Raw genomic sequence first — 23,341 nt, 5'->3', positions numbered from 1 at the left:
GAGAGGAAAAAAGCAGGGGCTAGATGTTTGATCAAGTTCAGCCTGACCTGGCGTTACGTTTAATCTTGATCTTCGGACCTCTACCTTTTCACCTCTAAATTGATTATGATCTGATCCAAAGACGCCCTTTTCCACCGAAGATATCTGGCTTGAGCTTGTGATAATGGCTCCATAGTAACGGGTTGTGTTATCGATAATAGGAATAGCAACGCGATATGTTCTTCAAATTGGAGGTCCGTAAATGAAGGTGCTTGGTCTCGTTGTTGAATACAATCCCTTTCATAATGGTCATCTTTATCATCTTTCACATTCGAAAGAGATTGTGAAGCCGGATGTCACCGTTGCGGTTATGAGCGGCAATTTTGTTCAGCGAGGAGAGCCTGCAATTGTCGAGAAGTTTGCAAGAGCAGAAGCAGCTCTGGAGCAAGGTGTCGACCTGGTTCTCGAATTGCCGGTAGTGTATTCCTTGCAGGACGCCGGAGGGTTCGCAACGGGATCAATATGGACACTTGACCATGTGGGAGCAACAGATGTCGTTTTCGGAAGCGAGACAGACGATATCGACCTGATGAAGGCCGTGTCCAAAGTTTTGATCAAAGAACCCGAACACTATCAGGATCTTTTGAAGAAACATCTTAAGACAGGTCATTCATTTCCTAATGCCAGAAAGTATGCTCTGAGAGACTTTATACATACTGAAAATGCGGCTCTTTCACACCGAATTGAAGAGATAGGTTCATCCAACAACATCCTGGGTGTGGAATACTTGAGAGCGATTCAAGAGATAAAGAGCAAGATGATTCCCCACTCAATAAGGAGAGTCGGAGCTTCTTATACTGATGAAGAGCATCGTGGAGAATTTTCTTCCGCAACGGCAATCAGAAGGCTGATTCAAAATGGCAATATCGAGAGCGCTTCTCAAACAATGCCAAAGGAATCCCTTGATATAATCCTTCGGGAAATCAGGTGCGGAAGAGGTCCCGTCTTCAAGGAGGATGTTGAATCCTTCTTCATTTCCTTTTTCAGGCTCTTATCAAGAGAGGACTATTGCCGATATTATGGGTTCGTCGAAGGTCTAGACGCGAGATTTCAAGAATGTTCCATAGAAGGTAGTCTTGAAGGGTTTCTGCACTGCGTCAAATCGAAGCGGTTCACCTTATCTAGAATCAGACGGCTTATGTACTATCCCATCTTTAGATTCACAGACGACCTAATAAGAAGAAGCAACGAACTCGGCCCTCAATACATTCGGATACTGGGCTTCAATGAAAAGGGAAGAACTCATCTTTCGAACATCAAGCGCTCAACGAATATCCCAATCATAACCACGGCTTCTTTATGGAGAAAAGTAGTAGACAAATCTCTCAAAGATGAAATGAAGATAGATGTTGACTTGCTTGAGGCACAGCTGAAGAGGGATTTCACAGCCGTAAGATTTTACTCAAGTCTCTACAAGTATCCCGAAAGCAGAGCAGGAGGCTCTGATCTATTATCACAAATTGTTTACCACAGACAGGAGCGATAGCCAATGCTTATTCAGATCGCGATTTCCAATTCTCCTCTGCATGATACGTACACATACAAAATCGACGCCCCTGTTGAACCGGGTGAGAGGGTCGAAGTGAATTTCGCCGGGCGAAATACCATTGGTTATGTAGTATCATTGGAAGAAAAAAGAGGACCCTTCAAGATCAAGAGTGTGAACAAGAAAGTCGATGATCGTTCCTTTCTTTCACAAGTGGATCTCGAACTCGCAAAGTTTGTAATGAGAGAGTATCTGGCACCCCCAGGCAAAGTATTTGATTTGTTCTTTCCGCCGGGCAAGCTGCTTTCAATCGATGATTACGTTGTTGCCTTTTCAGACGAGCTTGGATTTCCACCTACTCAAAAGGATAAATTCATCAAGGAGTTTGGCGAAGACTATCTCAAAAAACTTCTCGCCTCCAGAAAAGTGAAGATCATGCATAGCTTTGACCGAAAGACTCCGAAGAAACGAAAGACACGGAGAGTGTCGCTAGCAAAGAAGACAGGGATTATAGAAGAAGAGCTCACCCCGCTATGGCAGATCGTAGTTGATTATCTGCTTTCAGTCGAATCGGAAGAGATAACCGAGCTGGAAAAGAAACTCAAGCTCAGAAGTCGAAGTCCGATTGATACGTTGATCTCAAAAGGAATTCTTTTGGTAGAGGAAATTGAGGAAGACGACTCCCACTGGGTAATTCCCGCCGTCGATGAGCTAAGTGTCAGCCAGAAAGAGGTATACAGAGAGATAATGGAAAGCGACTCAAAGTCCTTTCTTCTCCACGGGTTGACAGGCACCGGAAAGACAGAGGTTTACTTCAAGGTTATGGAATACTGGCTAAATAGAGGCCGGCAGATACTGTATCTTGTCCCCGAAGTGTCGTTGACTCCGCAACTCCTCGCAAGGATCAGGGGAGCCTTTCCGGGAAGAGATGTTAGACAGTACCACAGTTACATGACCCGAGTACAGCGCCAGATGATCTGGCTCGATTCAGTTGAAGGGAATGTAGACATCCTGGTTGGTACGCGGAGCTCGCTCTGGGTACCAATGAAGAATACAGGTCTAATAATCGTAGACGAGGAGCATGACTCGAGTTTCTATCAGCAGAGTGTGCCTTTCTACGACGGGGTTCAGGCTGCAATACGCAAAGCAGAACTTGGGAACATACCTGTGATTCTAGGATCTGCGACTCCAAGAGTTGATCACTACCATCTTACCGAATCAGGCAGGATTTCCTTATTATCTCTTACCGAAAGACCTGTCGGCTCATTCCCAACGATTAGAGTAATCGACATGAAAGATGAGAAAAATCCCATAATAAGCAAACAAGCACTTGAAGAGATAAAGCGGACTGTCTCGGAAGGAAAACAAGTATTCGTTTTTGTGCATAGGAAAGGTTATTCGAATTACGTCGTTTGCTACACATGTGGAAAGACTATCACCTGTCCTCACTGCTCGGTATCCATGACTTTTCACAGAAACGATAATTTGCTTAAGTGCCATTACTGCGGTCACAGGAGCGCGATCCCGAAAGTCTGCCCAGAATGCGGATCTATGACTCTCTCTGCAAGGGGCTTTGGAACGGAGAGAGTGGAACACGATCTTCAAAAGTTCTTTCCGTCCACGAAAATCATGAGGATGGATAGAGAGACGATCGACAACCCGATTGCTTATGAAAAGGCCTTGCTAGAGATCTCCAGAAAAAACTGCCAGGTAATTGTTGGAACAAAGATGATTACGAAGGGCCTTGACTTTCCGGATGTTGAGATGGTTCTTATCGTCGATGCGGACAGACTGATGAGCTTCCCCAGTTACGACAGTTCCGAGACCGCCTTTCAGCATATCGCTCAGGTTAGTGGGCGCTCAGGCCGGGCAAGTGTAGGAAAAGCGTTCATTCAAACTTTCAATCCAAACAACAGAATTATGAGAGCAGCCTGTGAAAGAGACTACGAGTCCTTCTATGAAGGCGAAATCAACCTTCGCAAGAAACTGAACAACCCGCCGTTCAGTAGAATCGCCGAGATTATCTGTTATGGAAGTTCAGAGGATGAAAGCGGAGAACTGGCAGAAAGGGTTTTAAAGGAGATACAAGAGTCAGGAGTCAGCTCTCTAGAAGTCTTCGGGCCCCTAGCCCCTCTTCTCTCCAAGCTTAAGAACTCTTATAGAATGAAATTAGTGGTGAAGATGCCAATAGATGGAAGCTATGGTTTCCTAGAGAAGATTCAGAAGAAACATCCCGCCGATATCCAGATAATCATCAACGGCATCGGCGGAATGGTATAGATCATAAACCTCTCTTCAGTTCTCCGGGGAAGAAACAGGACACGAAATGCCCTCCACCTACGTCCTGAAGCTTGGGTTCTTCCTTTGAGCAAACGTCCTTCGCTATCGGACATCTCGGATGGAATCTACAGCCAGAGGGTGGGTTTATTGGGCTGGGAACGTCCCCTTCGAGAAGTATTCTTTGTTTCTTCTTTTCAGGGTTAGCCTCGGGAATTGCAGACATCAAAGAGACCGTGTACGGATGGAGAGGGTTATCGAATAATTTCTTCTTGTCTGATAGCTCGGCGATCTTTCCAAGATACATTACTGCAACGCGCTTACTGACATGCTTCACGACACCAAGATCGTGTGCAATAAACAGGTATGTAAGTCCGAACTCCTTTTGAAGATCACTTAGAAGATTTAGAATCTGGGCTTGGATCGAAACGTCAAGCGCGGAGACGGCCTCGTCGCATACAATAAGCCTTGGATTCAGAATTAGCGCTCTGGCAACTCCTATCCTCTGTCGCTGCCCGCCGCTGAACTCATGAGGGAACCTCGACATATGATCCTTTGACAGACCGACTTTTGTCATAATATCGGCGACTTTGTCCAGAACGTCACGGCCGGTTGCAAGACCATGAATTCTTGCTCCCTCGCCGATTATGTTCTTAACCCTCATTCTTGGATTAAGCGAAGAAAAGGGATCCTGGAAGATAATCTGAGCATCTCTTCTAAAAGCCTTCCTCTTCTCTTCTCTATTTCCCAGAAGACTCTTGATGAACTCACTCCTGTCTTCATTGAACTCTTTGAAATACTTCTCAGCCATACTCTTATCGAACTCATCTTCAATAGAGTTAAGGGCGCCCTCAACAGTCCCTGCCTTTGCTTTCAAATCGACGAATTTATCAATATACGTACTTTTCAGGTACTTTCTTGCCTTCAAAGCCGGCATGAAGAAATGCGTCGTATCTTCGTCTCCAACGATTATTCTTCCCGAAGTCGGCTCATATAATCTTAGAACAGTCATCCCAGCAGTTGTCTTTCCACAACCTGACTCTCCGACTAGCCCAAGTGTCTCCTTCTCATATACATTGAAACTGACGTCATCCACGGCCTTCACCTGATCAACAACTCTTCTGAAGACTCCTGCTTTTACTGGGAAATATTTTATTAGTCTGTCTGATCTGAGAAGCAGTTTGCTTTCGCTGGATTTACTCATGCAGTCTCACCTGCCCTAGATACCTTGATAGTTTCAATGAGCTTATCGATATGCCAGCAGGCAGCAGTGTGTTCGTTTTCTATCTCTACCAGTGGCGGCTCTTCCTTTCGGCACTTATCGGTAGCGAGAGGGCATCTCGTATTGAACCTGCATCCGTCTGGGAAATCAAGAGGGTCAGGAACGACACCGGGAATGTTATAGAGAACCTCTTTATCTTCATCCAGCTTGGGAATCGCATTCATTAGCCCCCAGGTGTATGGATGCCTTGGATTTTTGAATAGGGTATGAACGTCGGCATATTCAACAACCTTTCCGGCGTACATCACTACGACTCTCTGGGCCATCTCGGCAATGACTCCCAGGTCATGAGTAATCATTACTAGAGCCATACCATACTGATCCTGAAGAGACTTCATGAGCTCAAGTATCTGCGCCTGAATAGTCACGTCAAGAGCAGTCGTGGGCTCATCTGCGAAAAGCAGTTTGGGATTACAGGAGAGAGACATCGCTATCATAGCTCTTTGGCGCATCCCTCCAGAGAGTTCGTGGGGATATTCATCGATCCGCTTTTCAGGTTCGGGAATTCCAACCTTCTTAAGCATATCTATTGCCATTTTCCGGGCCTTCTTTTCGTCAACATCCTGATGAAGCAAGATAGCTTCCATTATCTGGAATCCTATCGTAAAAACTGGATTCAGAGCCGTCATGGGTTCCTGAAAAATCATAGCCATATCGTTTCCCCTGATCTTCATCATCTTGGATTCCGGAATCGCCATTACATCTTGGTCGTCGAAGATTATCTTACCGCCTGCAATTTCCCCCTTCTCGTCAAGAAGTCTCATTATCGAAAGAGAGGTGACACTCTTTCCGCAGCCAGATTCACCGACGATTCCAAGCGTCTCTCCTGGAAAGACCTCGAACGTCACTCCATCGACGGCTTTCACGATTCCATCCTCTGTGTGAAAATAGGTTCTCAAATCTTCAACCTGCAACAGTGCTTTCTTCTTAACCATGACTCAAACCTCCTTAGCTTCTCATTCTCGGGTCGAAGATATCCCTCAAGGCATCTCCGACAAGGTTCCATGCAAGAACGAAGAGCACCATGGCAGTACCGGGGAAGACAATTGCAAACCATGACTGGTCAAGCATCGTCATCCAGTTCCTTGAATAGGAAAGTATCGTTCCCCAGTCAGCATAACCAGGTTCTGCCCCAACCCCTAGGAAGCTCAATCCTGCTGCAGTAATAACATAAGAACCTATTCTCATTGACATCTGAACGACAACCGGAAAGATCGTGTTTGGAAGGATATGCTTGATAATAATCTTCCAATCCTTCTGTCCGAGAGCTTTTGCTGCGAGCACATATTGCTCTTCTCTCGCTTGAAGGATATTTCCCCTAATAAGACGCGCTGTGCTCATCCAACCGAAGATTATCAAAGCAATTATAACTTTGTCTAGACCCTTGCCCAGAATCGTTGTCATAACCATTGCAGCAACCAGGAAGGGAATCGACAAGAATATATCCGTTATCCTCATGAGGATTTCATCGACCCAACCACCAAAGTATGCGGCTATAGATCCCACAATGACTCCAATCAAAGATGCAAAGCCTGTTATGATTAGACCCAGTCTAAATGCAGTTCTAGTTCCCCAGACAACACCATAGAAAACATCTCTCCCACCGATAACCCCAAACGGGTGTTCGGCTGAAGGAGCTATCGGTTTCGACGACCACGAAACTCTTGGAATCTGGTAATTGTCACCCATTTCATTAACACCAGCAATCTGAGGGGCAAAGATCGCTATGATTATGAAGAAGATCAGCAGACAAGTACCAAGAACTGCCGTTCCGTTTGTCCAATATTTCTTCATTATCTTTCTGAATTCACTCTTTCTCTTTGCAGGCATCAATAGCTTCCCCCTCACTCTAGCCTTATTCTCGGGTCAACAAGGGCGTAAGAGATATCAACAACCAGATTGCCAACAACCATAATAAATGAGAAGAACAGAGCTCCGCCAATTATTGACCAGTAATCCAAAAGGCTCGCAGCATCGGCAAGGAACCTACCCATTCCGACTCGTGAGAAGATTGTTTCAACGAATACAGTACCGCCAAGAAGCCCTATTATCGAAGCCCCGGAAACTGTTATGACAGGAATTAACGCATTCTTCCTTGCGTGCTTCTTGATTACCACTTTTTCAGATACTCCCTTTGCTCTTGCGGTCCTTATGTAGTCTTTTCTGAGAACTTCGAGCATACTTGATCTCGTAATTCTTAGAAGATACGCCCACCACAAATACGCTAGAGTCAGCACAGGGAGAAAGATGTGACGCAACGCATCAACAAATATATCGAATCTTCCATTCAACAACGCGTCAAACGTAGTCATTGAAGTAATTGTCTTCCAATCCGCGCCTCGCATCACAAGATCAAACTGAGTGCTGGCCATTCCTGGCGGGAACCACCCCAGAACTGAGTAAAAAAGCATAAGCAGCAAGAGTCCAAAGACAAAATCGGGAAGTGACCAACCTATTAGAGCAACTACCCTAATGAACTGGTCAATGAACTTGTTTTGATGAACCGCAGAGATCACTCCCAACCATATTGCCACCAATATTACTGGAATAATCGCATAAATAGTCAACTCCAAAGTATGCGGGAAACGCTCAAGCATGGCTGGAAGTACGCCCTTCTTACCCACCATCGAATAACCGAAATCGCCCTGCAGAATGTTACCAAGCCATTTGATATACTGGACAGGCATCGGTTCATCCAAACCATACTTTCTGATGAGTCTCTCCGCTGCATCCGGAGTCTTAAGTGCTTCAGGACTCTTTATGTACGAAGCTAGAAGTCTGTCAGGTCCCAGCGCCCAGATCATTGAGAAAATTAACAAAGTCACGCCTATCAGTATAAGCGGCATAAGTAGGAGCCGTCTGATTATGAAAGCAGTCACCTGAGTATCACCCCTCTTACCAAAAGAGATTGCATTTCCAATTATAGTCCAAATTTCTTCTCAAAAAAAGAGCCGGGCGGCAAACTCCCGGCTCTCAAAAGCTAACTGTTCATTTAGTTGCTCTTGGAAAGATGATAGTAGTAGTAATTGGATCTGACGGGCATCGGATACCAACCCTCAACCCATGGTGCTCTTACGTTGATACCTGTAGGCTGATAAATAGGCAATCCAACAACTGCGTCAATGACTCTTCTCTGGATTTCTTTGTAGAGTTCCTCTCGTTCTTTAAGGTCAGTTGACTTGATTGCAGCACTGATCAACTCATCAACATTTTCTCTTGCCCATTCCTGATAAAGCTCTCCCTGAGGTTTGCCATAAACGCCATTGCTTGCGTAGTAGGTAGCAATGAAGTTATGGGGATCGGGATAATCCGCCTGCCAACCTATTACAAATGCAGGAAGCAATCCGTTCTGATAAGTGCTGAGGTACGTCGGCCACTGAACGCCTAGTGTCGTTATTTTGAACTTCGGATTCAGCGAGTTTACGAAGTAGGCAAGCATTTCACAAGCAGTCTGCCTGGCTTCATTACCAGTGTTGTACATCAGCTGCATCGTGAAGCCTTTTTCCCAGACTTCTCCGCCCCAGGCAAGCTTGAATTCTGCAGCTGCCTTCGCTAGATTGAATTCGGTAAGGGGTAGGGTCTCATCGAAACCGAGGAATCCTTCGGGGAGGTCTGTGGGAACAAGTCTTCCCTGACCCATTGCTACTTCTTCGATAAATGTAACCGCATCGAAGGCATGTGTGAAGGCCCTTCTCACATGAATATCGGAGAAGAAATCTCTCGGAATGCCTTTCCCATCAAGCTTCCCACTGCCAACATATTCGCTGCCTTCAACCACAAGCCAGTTGAAGTGGAGCGAAGTAATGGTTGCCTGAGGATAACCTAGAGTGACTATCGCTTTACCCTGAGCCTCAAGTGCTCTGGCTTGATCAAGATACTGTGCAGGAAAATACACAATGTCTGCGTCACCGGCTTCAAAGATTGCCTTCCTTGTGGAGAATTCATCAACACCCCAAATAACGACTGTCTTCAGCTTTGCGGGGCCTGCCCAGTAATCGTCAAATCTTTCAAGTATTACCTTCTGCTGTGCCCTGTCCCATTCAACAAGCTTGAATGGGCCTGATCCCGCATCGAAGTTATGCAACACACATTCCTCAACCTCAAGATCATGCCATTTCCACCAGCCATCTGCATTTCCGTCCCAGCCACCGAGTTCCTTGACTGTTTTCGAATCCACAATAGCGGACCAAGAGCCGAAGTGCGAGATGATATTCATGAATGGAGCAAATGCGCTTTCAAGAGTGAAGACCACAGTATTGTCTACAACCTCCACTAGAGGATCTACGACTTCCTCATAGAAAGAGATCAGTTTTGCCTTAGCTTCTTCGGACGTCGGGTTCCTGTCAACATCCACAGCCTCCGAATAGGGCATCCCAGCGTAATCTTCGAACAAGTCTTCAATACTTGCGAAATTGGCACCGGTAAAAGCTTCGATAATCATCCAGTGAGGCCCACCCGATGGATCTCCAAGGATGTATCTTTCGAAGGAGTACTCAACATCTTCCGGAGTAAGTGTGTTTCCGGTATGGAACTTGACACCTTCCCTTATCGGAAAAGTATAGACTCTTCCATCCGCAGAGAGAAGTCCATTTTCCACCGATGGTACTTCTGTGGAGATCATAGGGAGGAACTCGCTCATGGACTGTCCATCGTACTGAATCAAGTTGTCATAGAGGTTCTGAATTGCCTCACCACTTGCAGTGTCATAAGACTGCAGGGGATCTAGTGTCTCTGGCTCGCTGATGGTTAGGGTAACAAATGTTTCTGGGTCGCTTGCAAACGCAGTAAACGCTAAGAAAAGCATAGTAAGTGTTACCAGCAAAATCTTTTTCACTAATGTTGCCCCCTTTCGAAATAGAGATGAGTGTGATAGTACAATTATAATCTATGGAGCCTATAAATTCAAAATGCCGTTAACTTGCACGTATTATTTCGTAATCCAAATCAACTTCGCGACTTAATTGTATTGACAACGCTCTTAAGACGATGGTAGAATCAATCTTGTTCGGGTGCGTAGCTCAGTGGAAGAGCGCTTCCTTGACGAGGAAGAGGCCGTAGGTTCAATCCCTACCGCACCCACCAGAGGGGAGAGAGATTGTCTCTCCCTATATTTTTTCCAAAGTCTTCAATATCAGCTTACTCAGGTCGCTTCCAGCCCTCTTAGCCATTTCAAGGACCTCCTCGGCTGTAAGAGGCTTCAAATCGTCCGGAACGGCTCTGTCCGATATCGCAGAAAGGCCGAGCACCCTGATACCTGCGTGACGCGCAACTATAACTTCCGGTACGGTCGACATGCCGACAGAATCCGCACCGAATCGTCTCAGCATTCTGAGTTCCGCAGGAGTCTCAAAATTCGGACCTGCCACACCTACATAAACTCCTTCATAGACGCCTATACCAAGCTCTTTGGCAGAAATAAGCGCCTTGTCCAACAGATCTTTGTCTATCGCATCGCTCATGTCCGGGAAGCGTGGACCCCATTCATCGACATTTTGACCTATAAGAGGATTGTCGCCCATGAAGTTGATGATGTCTTTTATCAGCATGACTCTCCCCACCTCGAAATCAGGGTTCAAACCGCCCGAAGCATTGGTGATCAGAAGTACTTCTACACCCAGTTCTTGCATTATCCTTATTGGAAAAGTCACAGTTTTCATGGAGTAACCTTCGTAAAAATGAAAACGTCCATTCATGAGCATCACATTGTGGTGGAGGGCATTCCCGAAAGTTAGCTCGCCCTTATGACCGGGAGCAGTTGACAACGGGAAGCCGGGAATCTCATCGTAAGGAATTGATACTGCGTTCTCAAGGCTATTAGAAACATCTCCAAGTCCACTGCCAAGAATCACTGCAACTTTTGGCTTCAGCTCAACTTCCTTTTCAATGAAACGAGCAGCTCTCTTTACGTTTTCAACATATTCCCTGAGCTCTTCTTGAAGTACAGAAATACTCATGCTCGTCCTCCTTATAAGTCATATACTTTATTATATCAAAACGTCAAACAGCTTGCAGGAACTATGCTATAATCTCACTGAATTAGTCCTGATTAGCTGAATTTCGAGAGGAGAGATCTGATGAGGTTTTCACGGCTTTATGCTCCAACATTAAGAGATGCTCCGGCCGATGCCGACCTAGTAAGTATTAAACTTCTTGTCAGAGGTGGATTTGTCAGAAAAGTTGCTGCCGGTATCTATTCATTCCTTCCGCTTGGTCTCCGGGTTCTTAAGAAGATTGAAGAGATCGTTCGTCAAGAGATGAACGCAATCGGTTCTCAAGAGATTCTGATGCCAATCATACAGCCGGCAGAATTATGGCACGAGACGGGCAGATGGGACGACTATGGCCCCGAAATGATGAGAATGCAGGACAGGCACGAGAGGTTCTTCACGCTAGGGCCAACTCACGAAGAAATCATCACTCATTTGCTTAGAAATGAACTCAAGTCGTACAAGCAGCTCCCTGTTTCACTCTATCAAATCGCGATGAAGTATAGAGATGAAATTCGCCCTAGATTCGGCCTCATGAGATCAAGAGAGTTCCTGATGAAGGATGCCTACAGTTTTCACGATTCATGGACTTCTCTTGACGAAACATATAGACAGTTTTATGGAGCGTATAGCAGGATCTTGGAGAGAATAGGACTCGAATTTCTGGTTGTTGAAGCCGATTCAGGCGCAATTGGAGGTAACGAGTCTCACGAGTTCAACGTTCTCGCGGACTACGGAGAATCGACACTGCTATATTGCGACTGCGGTTATGCGGCCTCCGACGAAAAGGCCGAATACCTTTTCAAAGAGGAATCTCAGGAGAGACCGATCTCAGAGCTGCAGCTGGTACCAACTCCAAACTCGAGAACCGTCGATGAAGTGGCGGAGTGTCTTAGTGTAACTCCAAAGGAAATCGTCAAATCCCTTATATATAAAGGTAGAAAGGGCTATTATATGGCTTTGATTCGCGGAAACGAAGAGTTCAACGAGTCGAAACTTAGGGCTACTCTTGAGGATCAAACGCTAGTAATGGCAACGCCACAGGAAGTGATGGACCTGCTGGGTGTACCGATAGGATTTGTAGGCCCAATAGGGCTCAACAAGAACATTACAATAATCGCGGACAAAACGATTAAAGGACTGAAGAATGCCGTTTGTGGGGCTCTGAAGGAAGGGTACCATTACCATGGAGTTCTTCCCGGCCGTGATTTCGAGATAGACTCCTGGCATGATTTGAAAATGGTGACAGAGGGAGATCCGTGTCCTAAGTGCGGAATCCCTATGAAGTCCGTGAAAGGCATAGAGGTGGGACACATCTTCAAGCTTGGAACCAAGTATTCGGAGAAAATGAACGGATATGTTACCGATGATCAGGGTAATAGTATTAATTATATTATGGGCTGTTATGGGTGGGGAGTCTCGCGAACAATAAGTGCTGTAGTTGAACAGTTGCACGATGAAAACGGAATAATCTGGCCTCTGTCTGTCACTCCATTTGAAATCATAATAACTGCCGTAAATGCTAAGGATCCTGATGTCTTGAAGAAATCTGAGGAAATATATGGGCTTCTAATTAAGGAGGGCTACGATGTTCTCCTTGACGACAGAGATATCTCTCCCGGAATGAAGTTCAAGGATGCCGATCTTATTGGGATTCCCATCAGAGTGACTCTGGGAAAGAAACTTCAACAGGGCATTGTTGAGGTCAAAGCCAGAACTGAAAAGAAACCGCTAGAAGTCAGTATCCAAGAAGGATTCAACCTTCTTCTCGAGGAAATAAGGAAAGAGTTGTCAGTGTATAAACCAGTTAGCATATTGGAGAACGAATGATGGGTATCTTTTCTGAATTAAAGGATAGCCTAAAGAAAACAAGAGAAAGTTTCTTCAAGAGAGTGAAGAAGCTCCTCTCTCTCGAAACGCTTGATGCAGATGCTATTGAAGAAATAGAGGAGCTTCTTATACTATCAGATATGGGTTCTGAAACTGTCGAAGAGGTAATTGAAGCTCTGAGAGAGAGAACCGAGAAAGGTAGAGAGCCCGTAGAGGTACTGAAGGAAGTGCTGATAGAAATTCTTGACATACCATTTGAAGTTCCACAGGCAAAACCGCACGTGGTCTCTGTGGTAGGTGTAAACGGCACAGGAAAGACCACGACAATAGGAAAGCTTTCGAAGCTTTACTCCGGAAAAGGAAACAAAGTTGTACTCGCAGCTTGTGATACGTTCAGAGCTGCTGCGGTTGAACAGCTGAGAATCTGGAGTGAGAGGGCGAATGTTGATTTCATCAGCCAGGGTCAAGGAGCAGACTCAGCTGCGGTTGCTTTCGACGCGATAAATCATGCGGTGAGCAAAGGGAAAGATATCGTCATAATCGACACTGCGGGGAGATTGCATACTCGAAGCAATCTAATGGAAGAACTGAAGAAAGTGCATAGAGTGATCGGAAAGGCATCACCCGGAGCTCCGAGTGAAGTTTTGCTTGTTCTGGATGCCACAACTGGACAAAATGGCCTGGTGCAAGCAAAGAAGTTCAAAGAGGCAGTCGACGTTACCGGAATTGTGCTAACTAAACTCGATGGCACTGCAAAGGGAGGAATAATCTTTGCAATCGTCAAGGAACTCGGAATACCGGTGAGGTACATAGGCGTCGGAGAGAAGGAAGACGACTTGAAGCCTTTCGACAGCAGGGAATTCGTGAACGCCCTTCTATCTTCCGGAGAAGAGGGTTCAGAGGAGGTATAAGCATGGGTTTTACGCTGAAGAGCAGTTATGCACTGAGAGCGCTTTATAAGATGGCGAAGTCGGCCCGCGAAGGAAAGGAAAAGCTCTCGCTTGTGGAGATCGTTCAGGGTAATGAGATCCCAAGAGACTTCTTGGAGAAGATCTTCGGAGAGTTGAGACAGGCTGGAATAATAAAGGCAGTGAGAGGCAGATACGGAGGATACTGTTTGGCAAGACCGGCCAATGAGATTCTTCTGAGAGACGTGATACTCAAACTCGACCGACCAATGAACTCGTATGCCTGTCTTCAGCAGAACGGCAAGTGTCTTGAAGATCCCGACTGCACCGTAAAGTATGTATGGTTTAAATTATATAACGCAATGATGAGGGAATTGGGTTCCATGACGCTTGAAAATCTTCTTATTTACGGCGACAAGATTAGCGAGACTCCCCCGGGATCCTATAAAATATTTGAGAACCCTGAGTAGCAGACTATGAAAGGAGGGGCGCCTGTCTCCAAATGATCGGAGTGACTTGGCGCTATTTGAAGATGAAAGCCGTCTATCCAGGTTCTTTCGATCCAATAACATATGGACACATAGATTTAGTCGAAAGGTGTAGCGAAATCTTCGACGAAGTTGTTGTACTGGTTATGGAAAACGTTAACAAGAGACACTTCTTCAATCATGAAGAAAGAATTGGCATGGTTAGAAGGGGAGTGTCTCATCTAAGAAATGTTACAATAACAACTCACAGCGGTCTACTCGTTGATTTTGCCAGAGAAAATGATGTTAAGGTAGTCATTCGTGGTCTTAGGGCTGTGTCTGACTTTGAGTTAGAACTTCAGATGGCCCACGCGAACAAAGCAATGCTTCCTGAACTTGAAACCCTCTTTCTCATGACTGAGACCACAAACTCCTTCATATCTTCGTCCATGGTGAGGGAGATTGCGGCGTTCGGGGGAGATATTTCAAAATGGGTTCCGCCCTGCGTACGAGAAGAGTTCAGAAAGAAACTCGGAAGATGACTTAACATCGCGGAAATTAATGTCGGCTCAACTGAGTTATAATTTTCCTTGGAGTTTTAGTGGAGGAGGACTTAAAAGATGGCAAATATTACCAGTGATATGGTAAAAAAGCTCCGTGATGCCACTCAAGCAGGCATGATGGATTGCAAGAGAGCATTAGTCGAAACAGATGGTGATTTCGACCAGGCAAAGGACTATCTGAGAAAGAAGGGTATACTCAAGGCAGATAAGGTTTCGGGAAGAGAGACGGCCGAGGGACTCGTTTACTCTTATATTCATCACAATGGCAAGCTCGGCGTGCTACTTGAGCTAAACTGCGTAACGGACTTTGTGGCAAGAATGGAAGAATTCAAAGAACTCGCGCATAAGATCTCTCTTCAGCTTGCAGCAATGGGAGCCAGATTCATCTCCCGAGAACACGTGCCTCAAGAAGTAATTGATAAAGAAAAGGAAATATATGCAGAGCAGATGAAAGAAAGCGGAAAGCCCGCCAATATTGTTGAAAGAATTGTTGAGAGCAAGCTCGAGAGTTTCTACAAAGACAACTGTCTTCTCGAACAGGAGTACGTATTTGAAAGCGGGAAAACGATAAATGATCTTCTTATTGAGCTTATTGCGAAGACCGGAGAGAACATCAAGCTCAGCAGATTCGTCCGCTGGCAAGTCGGAGAGTCAGAAAATTGAGTTAGGAAGGTGAGCCCGGTGCTCACCTTTTTTATTGGAGGTGCTTATGTATAGGAGAGTACTCTTGAAACTCAGCGGCGAGGTCTTGAGCGGAGAAGGTGGTAGAGGCTTTGCTTCAGAGATGGCAAAGTACTTGATTGAAGAGCTAAAACCCGTTATAGAAAAGGGTGTTCAGCTAGCGATAGTAATCGGCGCGGGTAACATTGTCCGTGGCCGGGACCTGTCGGAGATGAGGAGTTCCAGAGCCGATGAGCTAGGTATTCTTGGCACGATAATGAATTCTCTTTATTTGAAAGAATTACTATGTATGAATGGACTTGAAGCAATTGCGGTATCCTCAGCAGCTGGACTTCCGTCTCTCGTTGAACACAGATACGATATTATCGAAGGTGCTCTGAATAATGGAAAGGTTGTCGTTTTTGGCGGAGGAACATATCTGCCTTTCTTCACAACCGATACGGCGGCGGCCATCAGGGCAGTGGAGATTGCTGCGGATGTTCTTATAAAGGGCACGAAGGTTGACGGGGTTTACAGCAAAGACCCGAAATTGAACGGAGATGCTAAGAAGATCGATAGAACAACTTTTTCCGAAGCAATACGCGATCGGCTCAACGTGATGGATATGGAGGCCTTTTCTATTTGCCAGAGGTATGGCCTGCCGGTAAGAGTTATCGATTTCTTTATCAAGGGAAATCTGTTCGATGCTATAATAGGCGGGAAAACAGGTACGGTGGTTTTACCTGACTAGTGGAGGTGGAAGAATGTACGCTCAAATTGTAGATCTAATAGCGAGAGAGGTTCTGGACTCACGGGGAACACCTACGGTTGAAGCCGAAGTTTGGTTGGATGACGGCGGTCATGGAAGAGCAATCGTCCCTTCGGGAGCGTCGACAGGCAAGTTTGAGGCCCTAGAGCTCAGAGATGGGGATAAGAAAAGATTCCTCGGGAAGGGAACCCTCAAGGCAGTTGAGAATATTAACGAAGTGATAGCTCCAGAGATTGTCGGTATGAACGCACTTGACCAAATCACCGTGGATACTGCTCTTCTTGAGCTTGACGGGACAGAAAACAAGGACAAGCTGGGGGCCAATGCGATACTTGCAGTGTCAATGGCCGTTGCCAGAGCCGCTGCCGACAGCATAGATACTCCTCTTTATAAGTATCTTGGCGGCGTCAATGCCAAAGCACTTCCTATTCCTTTCATGAATATTGTGAATGGCGGCAAACACGCCGACAACAACCTTGATATTCAGGAGTTCATGATAGTTCCTGCAGGATTCAGTCATTTCAAGGATGCCCTCAGAGCTGGCGTCGAGGTCTTCCACAATCTCAAGAAGATACTCAAGGATAACGGTCACGTGACGGCTGTGGGCGATGAAGGTGGCTTTGCGCCTAGTTTTGAGAACAACGAAGCTGCGCTGAAATACATAATCAACGCAATTGACGCGGCCGGCTACAAAGCGGGCGAAGAGATAATGATAGCTCTCGACTGCGCAGCAAATGAATTTTACAGTGAAGAAAGAGGTCTATACAGTGTCGATGGAAATGAACTGACACCTGATCAGCTCATTGAATACTATTCAAATCTTACGAAGAGATATCCAATAATCTCGATTGAAGATCCCTTTGCCGAAGAGGACTGGGAAAACTTCGCAAAGTTCACGAGAGAAATTGGAGACACTATTCAGATTGTTGGAGACGACCTTTTCGTGACAAACATCAAGCGACTGGAGCGAGGAGTGAAAGAAAAATCCTCCAATTCGATCCTCATTAAGTTGAATCAGATCGGATCCGTTACTGAGACTCTAAACACAATAGAGTATGCGCAAAAGCACGGGATGACTTGCGTGATCTCTCATCGCTCAGGCGAGACCGAAGACACTTTCATCTCTCATCTCGCCGTCGCAGCTAATACAGGTATGATAAAGACCGGCTCTGCTTCAAGAACGGATAGGATAGCAAAGTACAACGAACTTCTGAGGATCGAAGAAGAACTTGGTGAGCAGGCCGAGTATAGAGGAAAGAGCTCCTTTTATAATCTTTGACCAATATATATGGTGACGCGGAACCGTAACGGTTCCGCGTTTTCATTGGAGGCAGAAAGATGTTGCTAGACATAATTGGGCCGGCAATTGTCGGTCCGTCGAGTTCTCATACGGCAGGTATGGCTAGGCTAGGCAGAGCCTTCAGATCCCTCTTTGCTAGAACACCTACGGAGGTTGGGTTTGTCCTCAATTCTCCCCTGTATGCAACCTTCAGGGGACACGGAACCGATAGAGCCCTCATAGGCGGCATAATGGGAATAAAGGAGTCCGACCCGCAGCTAAGAGATTCCTTCCGGATTGCCAAAGAAAAGGGAATTTACTTCACATTTGAGGAAGAAGATATGGGCGATCTTCATCCAAACACAGTTAGGATAAACGGAAGTACTGGAGAGCTATTTCTTAGCATGACCGGCGCTTCGATTGGCGGTGGTTCGATAAGGATCACTTCGATAAATGATTTTGATACTGACGTCTCTGGTAAGTACCCTTCCTTCGTAATCTTGAACTCTGACGTCCCTGGGGCACTGTCCCAGATAGTAGGTGAGATCTCTTCAAGCGATATGAACATCAGCAATCTCTTCCTCTCAAGGGTTGACCCTTTCAGAAGAGAGGCCCTTTGCGTCGTTGAACTCGATAATGAACCAGACGAAAGCTTGCTAAGTGCAATCAAGAGGCTGCACGTAGTAAAGAAAGTATCCTATCTCGAAAGGCTAGATTCGTCAATATGATAATGAAGTTCGAAGATCTTGTGAAGGCCGCAAAAGATTCGAGGACTCCGCTACATAAAGTGGTTTCCGATTGGTATATGATGAATACGGGGAACGATCCGAAAGCTGCTGAAGAGACTGCGAAAGAGTTAGTAAGAGAAATGCTGGGTTCCTATCATAGCAGACTCGACAGGCCTGAGAAGTCTCTTACCGGCTGGGTTGGAGATAACGATGCGAAGGCAAGGAACCATACCCCTGAGTTTCTAAGCCCGCTAGTCTTTTCGGGAGTCGGAATTGCACTCTCCATGTCGGAGCATAACGCCAGTATGGGAAAAATAGTGGCCTGCCCAACCGCGGGAGCATGCGGAGTCGTTCCGGGAGCGCTGCTCTCACTTCATATGAATCTGGGTATTGATCTTGACACCCTTGGGAATGCTTTGCTCGTTTCCGGAGCAGTTGGAGAAAGGATCAAGAGAAGGGCTTCCATTTCCGGAGCAATGTCCGGTTGTCAGGCAGAAGTGGGAACTGCCACTGCGATGGCTTCTGTAGCGATAATCTATGCAACACACCCCGAGGAATACGATGCACTGGAAAACGCCCCCGCTCTCGCTCTGAAGTCATTGCTAGGACTAGTCTGCGATCCTGTTGGTGGCTTCGTAGAGATTCCCTGCGTTAAAAGAAATGCTTTTGGTGTATCGATAGCTTTCACCGCGGCGGAGCTTGCATTAGCCGGAATAAAGTCTGCCATCCCCTTTGAAGAAGTTGCAGACTCTCTTGGAAGAGTAGGAAGAAGATTGCCTGAAGAGCTTAAAGAGACTGCCAGAGGAGGAATTGCAATTACTCCGACGGCAAAGAAGATGGTAGCGGATTTCCTGGGCGGAGCGTAATGCATCATAATTAAATCTACTCAAGAGAGAGTTAATGCATCAAAATAGAATCTATTCAAAATCGGAGAGTTGACAATAATGCCTGATAGGTTTAGAATTGCCTTGCCCTATTCTCGGTTTGAGGCGCAGCCCATTCCTGGATATGAGGATTATATTAGGAGGCAGATACATGGAAGTCAACAGACAAGAATTGGTAAAGGAATTCCAGATCCACGAAAACGACTCCGGTTCAACCGAAGTACAGATTGCAATATTGACTGCAAGAATCAGGCATCTTACCGAGCATCTTAAGAAGCATCCAAAGGATTTTCATACCAGAAGAGGACTTCTAAAGCTTGTCGGAAGACGAAGAAAGATGTTGAGATACATAAAGACCAAGAAGCCTGAAGTATATCTCGAACTAATAAGCAAACTCGGGCTGAGAGGTTGATAGAGTAGAAATCGCTGGGAGCGGGATACCGCTCCTTTTTTGCGTGGATTTCACACAGCTGATATAATTGGTTATTTGATGAATTGAAAAAAGAGGTGTTATTGTGAGTTACAAGAGATGGGAAAGGGAATTCTTCGGCCAGAAACTCGTTATAGAAAACGGGAAGATGGCTAAGCAGGCGGACGGTGCCGTTGTTCTAAGATATGCCGATTCAGTCTTGCTTACTACAGTAAATGGAAATGAGAAGGCAATGCCCGGAACTGACTTTCTACCGCTAACTGTTGAATATCAGGAGAAGTTCTATGCCGCCGGAAAGATTCCGGGGGGGTTTCTAAAAAGAGAGAGTAGACCTAGTGACAACGCGGTTCTCTCTGCGCGAATAATTGACAGACCTATCCGACCTCTCTTTCCTGATGGAATGAGAAACGAGATCCAGGTTATCATAACCGTTCTCTCGGCCGATCCGGATAATCCTCCCGACATTTGGGGAATAACGGCCTCTTCACTGGCACTGAATATTTCGCCTATTCCCTTCGAAGGAATCGTTGCGGGAGTTCAGGTAGGCTACATTGATGGAAAATACGTAATCTTCCCCTCCGCAGAAGAGCTTGACAGATCAGAACTCGATATAGTAGTTGCGGGAACCGAGAACGCAGTCGCGATGGTTGAAGGAGAGGCAAAAGAAGTCTCCGAAGAAGTTATGGTTGGAGCTTTGGAAGCTGCTCATGAAGCGATTAAGTCTCTTGTGGCCTTTCAGAAGGAAATCATAAGCGAGTTCGAGATAGAAAAATGGGAAGCAGAAATCCCCGTCGCTCCTGAGGGCTTCCTCGAACCATTCAATGCAATGGTGGACAGAGAGAAGCTTGCCGAGATCATGCTAACCTCCGGCAAGAAAAACAAGGATAGAGCTCTGAAGACATACAGAGACGAGCTAATTGATCTCTTCATTGAAAAGGCAAAGGAGACGTGGTCTGAAGAAGAGATCGACGAGAATATTGGTTTTGTCAAAAATCTCTTTCACGACATAGAAAAAGAAGTTATGAGAAAGAGAGTTATAGAAGACGATGTCAGGATGGACGGCAGAAAACACAACGAAATCCGTCCAATCACCATTGAACTCGATCTTCTTCCAAGGGCTCATGGTTCCGCTCTTTTTACTAGAGGCGAAACTCAGAGTCTTGGTATTGTCACTCTCGGAGCCACGATGGATGAACAGATCGTCGATACTATGTTTGAAGAGGGTTCTAAGTCGTTTATGCTTCACTACAATTTTCCTCCCTTCAGCACAGGAGAAGTCAAGAGGCTTCGCAGCCCCGGCCGGAGAGAAATAGGACATGGTCATCTGGCGGAGAGATCCCTCAAGAACATCGTTCCCAAAGGTGAATCTTTCCCCTACACAATTAGGGTTGTCTCTGAAGTTCTTGAATCGAATGGCTCCTCTTCGATGGCCACGGTATGTTCTGGATCACTGGCACTGATGGCTGCAGGAGTTCCAATGGAAAAGCATGTTGCGGGAGTGGCAATGGGTATGATTCAGGAACCGGAGAAAACCGTCGTTCTCACCGATATTCTTGGAAATGAAGATCACATGGGCGACATGGATTTCAAGGTGACAGGCACACGCGACGGAATCACAGCCTTCCAGATGGACGTCAAGGTCTCGGGAGTTTCCAGCGAAATAATGACAAAGGCACTAGACCAGGCGAAACTTGCGAGGTTGAAGATTCTTGACCTTATGAATGAAGCTATCTCAGAACCGAGGAAATTCGTCTCTGACTATGCTCCAATTATCAGAACAATCAACCTACCATACGAGAAGATCGGAGAAATAATCGGACCTGGAGGAAAGGTAATAAAGAAACTCTCTAGCGAGTATGACTCGACTATCTTCATAGATGACGAAAAGTCCCAGGCGAAAATCGTTGGAAGCAATAGAGAGAAGCTTGACCAGCTTGAGAAGGTTATTGACGCGATAATATCTGAAGTCAAACCCGGACAACTCTTTGAAGGAAAGATCACTAGAGCAGAAGCCTACGGATTCTTTGTAGAGCTCGCACCAGGAAAGACCGGTCTTCTTCATATTTCGAAGATGGGCGCTAACGGAAAGGACTTCTTGAAAGAGCACAAAGTTGGTGACACTATTCCGGTTGAGATTGCAGGGACTGATCAAATGGGCAAGATAAGTCTGAAACTCGAAGGTGTAGAGGTTACCGAAGATAAGCGGAGAGACAACAGAAGACCTAGTCCCAGAAACGACAGAAATCGAGGAGATCGAAACAGAAAGTAGGAAGTTGATGAATAATCACTATATTGAACTGCCAAATGGTGCAGTTATTATTGGAGAGCGAAAGGAAGAGACGAGAACCGTCTCAATGGCTTTCGCAATGAAGGTAGGCTCCGCTGATGAAGATGATGCCATCAGCGGAGTTTCCCATTTCATAGAACATGCTCTATTCAAGGGAACTCTCAAAAGAAACGCATTCGAAATCAAGGAACCGATAGAGAGAATAGGTGGTAGTCTCAACGCATACACCGGGAGAGTCTCTACAGTATATTACGCAAAGGTCCCAGATACATATTCTCTAGAAGCTATGGAGATCCTCTTTGATCTGATCACCTCGCCCCGTTTCGATGAACCGTCCCTGGATCTCGAAAGAGGCGTAATTCTCGAGGAGATAGCCTCTGCCGAGGACGACCCATACGACAGAATATACGACATGACTATTGAGAAAGTATGGGATAGGGATTTTGGTAGGCCGATCCTTGGTTATCAAGAAACGATAGAAGGGCTGGAAAGGAGTAAAGTCTCCGACTTCTACGGCCAAAACTATGTGGCTAACAACGCGATCTTTGCAGTCTCAGGCAATTACGGCGATGAGTTGCTGAGAAATGTGGAAGATAAACTTCTCTCAATGAAGAGCAACGGTCATACATCTGCAGCGAAATCTCCGGTGATTGCTGACGAACCTCTCTGGATTGTCGAAAGAAGGAAGGACCTTCAGCAGGTTCACATTTTGCTGACAAGAGATGCCCCAGGCAGGAAAAACAAAGCGGATTTTGATGCGTTCAAGATTTTCAACACCCTCTTTGGTAGTGGTATGAGTTCCATACTCTTTCACAACATTAGAGAAGAACTGGGAATGGTGTACAATATTAGTTCGGAGTTCGTTTCTTACGCTGATTCTGGAGCCATTATGATAAATGCCACCACAAGTCCGAAGAACCTCGATAATCTTGTAAGCTCATTGAAAAAGGAAATGGATAGGCTGATCGTCCATGGAGCAACGGAAGCTCAGTTTAACTACGGAAAAGAAAGGGCGAGGGGCAAACTGCTGATGTCCACGGAAGGAACGCTCCTGACTCTCAGCAGATTCCTGGATGATGTAGTGATTTGCGGGAAGCCCGATTCTCTAGAAGATTTGATTGCACGGATAGACCGTCTCACGATTGATGATGTGAATGCTTCGATCAAGAAGTATATTGCCGGCAAATGGAATGTCTCCCTCCTTCTCCCTGAAAAGAAGCAGCAGTCAACATTCCTTTCAGAAGAGAGCTTTGAGATTTGAGCCAATCCGCATGAATTCACTATAAGAAGGAGTTAGAGGAAACGAACCTGTAACTTGACAGCGGGTAGGGGTACTGGTAATATAGGAATTGCTGACGCGAAGTTAGCGTTAGCGGGAAGAGCGAGCGAAGGAAGAAGGGTCATTGAAAAATGGATAGCAATCCAGCGAGTTTCGAAAAAGATGAGTCATGGATGGAGGGTTTGA

The 23,341-nt window shown here is 45.9% G+C and carries 20 protein-coding genes and 1 tRNA gene; 15 read left to right on the top strand and 6 right to left on the bottom strand.

The window, feature by feature from the left end; translation table 11 throughout:
• Positions 1–241 precede the first annotated feature (241 nt).
• Together V512_RS03285 and priA are read left to right on the top strand one after the other, a co-directional pair.
• Positions 242–1,525, top strand: a complete 1,284-nt coding sequence (locus V512_RS03285; RefSeq protein ID WP_099829039.1) for a nucleotidyltransferase — start codon at positions 242–244, stop codon at positions 1,523–1,525.
• A 3-nt stretch (positions 1,526–1,528) separates the two neighbouring features.
• Positions 1,529–3,805, top strand: a complete 2,277-nt coding sequence (priA, locus tag V512_RS03280) for a primosomal protein N' (protein WP_099829038.1) — start codon at positions 1,529–1,531, stop codon at positions 3,803–3,805.
• A 1-nt stretch (position 3,806) separates the two neighbouring features.
• Here priA and V512_RS03275 read toward each other — a convergent pair whose 3' ends face one another.
• The 5 genes from V512_RS03275 to V512_RS03255 all read right to left on the bottom strand — a co-directional run bounded on the left by V512_RS03275 (position 3,807) and on the right by V512_RS03255 (position 9,918).
• Positions 3,807–5,006: an oligopeptide/dipeptide ABC transporter ATP-binding protein gene (locus V512_RS03275; protein ID WP_099829037.1), complete on the bottom strand. Its 1,200-nt coding sequence runs from the start codon at positions 5,004–5,006 to the stop codon at positions 3,807–3,809.
• Positions 5,003–6,019 (bottom strand): ABC transporter ATP-binding protein, encoded by a 1,017-nt coding sequence (locus V512_RS03270; RefSeq protein WP_099829036.1) that lies wholly within the window; start codon positions 6,017–6,019, stop codon positions 5,003–5,005. The genes V512_RS03275 and V512_RS03270 overlap by 4 nt, the downstream gene beginning before the upstream one ends.
• A gap of 13 nt (positions 6,020–6,032) precedes the next feature.
• Positions 6,033–6,914, bottom strand: a complete 882-nt coding sequence (locus V512_RS03265; RefSeq protein WP_099829035.1) for an ABC transporter permease — start codon at positions 6,912–6,914, stop codon at positions 6,033–6,035.
• Positions 6,915–6,928: 14 nt separating this feature from the next.
• Positions 6,929–7,963 carry an ABC transporter permease gene (locus V512_RS03260; RefSeq protein WP_099829034.1) on the bottom strand — a complete coding sequence of 345 codons (1,035 nt, stop codon included), beginning with the start codon at positions 7,961–7,963 and terminating at the stop codon, positions 6,929–6,931.
• A gap of 113 nt (positions 7,964–8,076) precedes the next feature.
• Positions 8,077–9,918: an ABC transporter substrate-binding protein gene (locus V512_RS03255; RefSeq protein ID WP_099829033.1), complete on the bottom strand. Its 1,842-nt coding sequence runs from the start codon at positions 9,916–9,918 to the stop codon at positions 8,077–8,079.
• A gap of 173 nt (positions 9,919–10,091) precedes the next feature.
• On the opposite strand from V512_RS03255, the gene V512_RS03250 reads away from it, so the two are divergent.
• Positions 10,092–10,166, top strand: a tRNA-Val gene (locus V512_RS03250).
• Positions 10,167–10,189: 23 nt separating this feature from the next.
• Here V512_RS03250 and V512_RS03245 read toward each other — a convergent pair.
• Positions 10,190–11,038, bottom strand: a complete 849-nt coding sequence (locus V512_RS03245) for a purine-nucleoside phosphorylase (RefSeq protein ID WP_099829032.1) — start codon at positions 11,036–11,038, stop codon at positions 10,190–10,192.
• Between the two features lie 120 nt (positions 11,039–11,158).
• Here V512_RS03245 and V512_RS03240 point away from each other — a divergent pair, with 120 nt between their 5' ends.
• The 12 genes from V512_RS03240 (at position 11,159) to V512_RS03185 (ending at position 23,137) form a co-directional block, all read left to right on the top strand.
• Entirely contained in the window at positions 11,159–12,901 is a 1,743-nt protein-coding gene (locus tag V512_RS03240; RefSeq protein WP_099829031.1) for a proline--tRNA ligase, read from the top strand.
• Positions 12,901–13,812: a signal recognition particle-docking protein FtsY gene (gene ftsY, locus V512_RS03235; RefSeq protein ID WP_099829030.1), complete on the top strand. Its 912-nt coding sequence runs from the start codon at positions 12,901–12,903 to the stop codon at positions 13,810–13,812. The genes V512_RS03240 and ftsY overlap by 1 nt, the downstream gene beginning before the upstream one ends.
• 2 nt (positions 13,813–13,814) lie before the next feature.
• Positions 13,815–14,279, top strand: a complete 465-nt coding sequence (locus V512_RS03230) for an Rrf2 family transcriptional regulator (protein ID WP_099829029.1) — start codon at positions 13,815–13,817, stop codon at positions 14,277–14,279.
• A 62-nt stretch (positions 14,280–14,341) separates the two neighbouring features.
• Positions 14,342–14,818, top strand: a complete 477-nt coding sequence (coaD, locus tag V512_RS03225) for a pantetheine-phosphate adenylyltransferase (RefSeq protein ID WP_099829134.1) — start codon at positions 14,342–14,344, stop codon at positions 14,816–14,818.
• A 78-nt stretch (positions 14,819–14,896) separates the two neighbouring features.
• Positions 14,897–15,502 carry a translation elongation factor Ts gene (tsf, locus tag V512_RS03220; RefSeq protein WP_099829028.1) on the top strand — a complete coding sequence of 202 codons (606 nt, stop codon included), beginning with the start codon at positions 14,897–14,899 and terminating at the stop codon, positions 15,500–15,502.
• A gap of 46 nt (positions 15,503–15,548) precedes the next feature.
• On the top strand, positions 15,549–16,250 hold the full coding sequence (locus V512_RS03215) for a uridine monophosphate kinase (protein ID WP_099829027.1): 702 nt from the start codon (positions 15,549–15,551) through the stop codon (positions 16,248–16,250).
• 13 nt (positions 16,251–16,263) lie between these two features.
• Positions 16,264–17,547 carry a phosphopyruvate hydratase gene (eno, locus tag V512_RS03210; RefSeq protein WP_099829026.1) on the top strand — a complete coding sequence of 428 codons (1,284 nt, stop codon included), beginning with the start codon at positions 16,264–16,266 and terminating at the stop codon, positions 17,545–17,547.
• Positions 17,548–17,606: 59 nt separating this feature from the next.
• On the top strand, positions 17,607–18,275 hold the full coding sequence (gene sdaAB / locus V512_RS03205; protein WP_099829025.1) for an L-serine ammonia-lyase, iron-sulfur-dependent subunit beta: 669 nt from the start codon (positions 17,607–17,609) through the stop codon (positions 18,273–18,275).
• Positions 18,272–19,141 (top strand): L-serine ammonia-lyase, iron-sulfur-dependent, subunit alpha, encoded by an 870-nt coding sequence (locus tag V512_RS03200; RefSeq protein ID WP_099829024.1) that lies wholly within the window; start codon positions 18,272–18,274, stop codon positions 19,139–19,141. The genes sdaAB and V512_RS03200 overlap by 4 nt, the downstream gene beginning before the upstream one ends.
• Before the next feature lie 169 nt (positions 19,142–19,310).
• A complete protein-coding gene (gene rpsO / locus V512_RS03195) occupies positions 19,311–19,571 on the top strand; it encodes a 30S ribosomal protein S15 (protein WP_099829023.1) in 261 nt (86 codons plus the stop codon).
• Positions 19,572–19,674: 103 nt separating this feature from the next.
• Positions 19,675–21,858 (top strand): polyribonucleotide nucleotidyltransferase, encoded by a 2,184-nt coding sequence (locus V512_RS03190; protein ID WP_099829022.1) that lies wholly within the window; start codon positions 19,675–19,677, stop codon positions 21,856–21,858.
• A 7-nt stretch (positions 21,859–21,865) separates the two neighbouring features.
• Entirely contained in the window at positions 21,866–23,137 is a 1,272-nt protein-coding gene (locus V512_RS03185) for a pitrilysin family protein (RefSeq protein WP_099829021.1), read from the top strand.
• Positions 23,138–23,341 lie beyond the last annotated feature (204 nt).

The sequence above is a fragment of the Mesotoga sp. Brook.08.105.5.1 genome (assembly GCF_002752635.1).
GTDB lineage: Bacteria > Thermotogota > Thermotogae > Petrotogales > Kosmotogaceae > Mesotoga.
The sequence above is the reverse complement of the archived record's forward strand: the minus strand, read 5'-3'. Positions and strand labels throughout refer to the sequence as shown.

Coding starts and splice junctions, on each gene's coding strand:
- tsf (WP_099829028.1), top strand. CDS start 14,897: ATGGCAAATATTACCAGTGATATGGTAAAAAAGCTCCGTGATGCCACT.
- priA (WP_099829038.1), top strand. CDS start 1,529: ATGCTTATTCAGATCGCGATTTCCAATTCTCCTCTGCATGATACGTAC.
- eno (WP_099829026.1), top strand. CDS start 16,264: ATGTACGCTCAAATTGTAGATCTAATAGCGAGAGAGGTTCTGGACTCA.
- V512_RS03200 (WP_099829024.1), top strand. CDS start 18,272: ATGATAATGAAGTTCGAAGATCTTGTGAAGGCCGCAAAAGATTCGAGG.
- ftsY (WP_099829030.1), top strand. CDS start 12,901: ATGGGTATCTTTTCTGAATTAAAGGATAGCCTAAAGAAAACAAGAGAA.
- rpsO (WP_099829023.1), top strand. CDS start 19,311: ATGGAAGTCAACAGACAAGAATTGGTAAAGGAATTCCAGATCCACGAA.
- V512_RS03245 (WP_099829032.1), bottom strand. CDS start 11,038: ATGAGTATTTCTGTACTTCAAGAAGAGCTCAGGGAATATGTTGAAAAC.
- V512_RS03285 (WP_099829039.1), top strand. CDS start 242: ATGAAGGTGCTTGGTCTCGTTGTTGAATACAATCCCTTTCATAATGGT.
- V512_RS03185 (WP_099829021.1), top strand. CDS start 21,866: ATGAATAATCACTATATTGAACTGCCAAATGGTGCAGTTATTATTGGA.
- V512_RS03230 (WP_099829029.1), top strand. CDS start 13,815: ATGGGTTTTACGCTGAAGAGCAGTTATGCACTGAGAGCGCTTTATAAG.
- V512_RS03215 (WP_099829027.1), top strand. CDS start 15,549: ATGTATAGGAGAGTACTCTTGAAACTCAGCGGCGAGGTCTTGAGCGGA.
- V512_RS03275 (WP_099829037.1), bottom strand. CDS start 5,006: ATGAGTAAATCCAGCGAAAGCAAACTGCTTCTCAGATCAGACAGACTA.
- V512_RS03270 (WP_099829036.1), bottom strand. CDS start 6,019: ATGGTTAAGAAGAAAGCACTGTTGCAGGTTGAAGATTTGAGAACCTAT.
- V512_RS03265 (WP_099829035.1), bottom strand. CDS start 6,914: ATGCCTGCAAAGAGAAAGAGTGAATTCAGAAAGATAATGAAGAAATAT.
- coaD (WP_099829134.1), top strand. CDS start 14,342: ATGAAAGCCGTCTATCCAGGTTCTTTCGATCCAATAACATATGGACAC.
- sdaAB (WP_099829025.1), top strand. CDS start 17,607: ATGTTGCTAGACATAATTGGGCCGGCAATTGTCGGTCCGTCGAGTTCT.
- V512_RS03240 (WP_099829031.1), top strand. CDS start 11,159: ATGAGGTTTTCACGGCTTTATGCTCCAACATTAAGAGATGCTCCGGCC.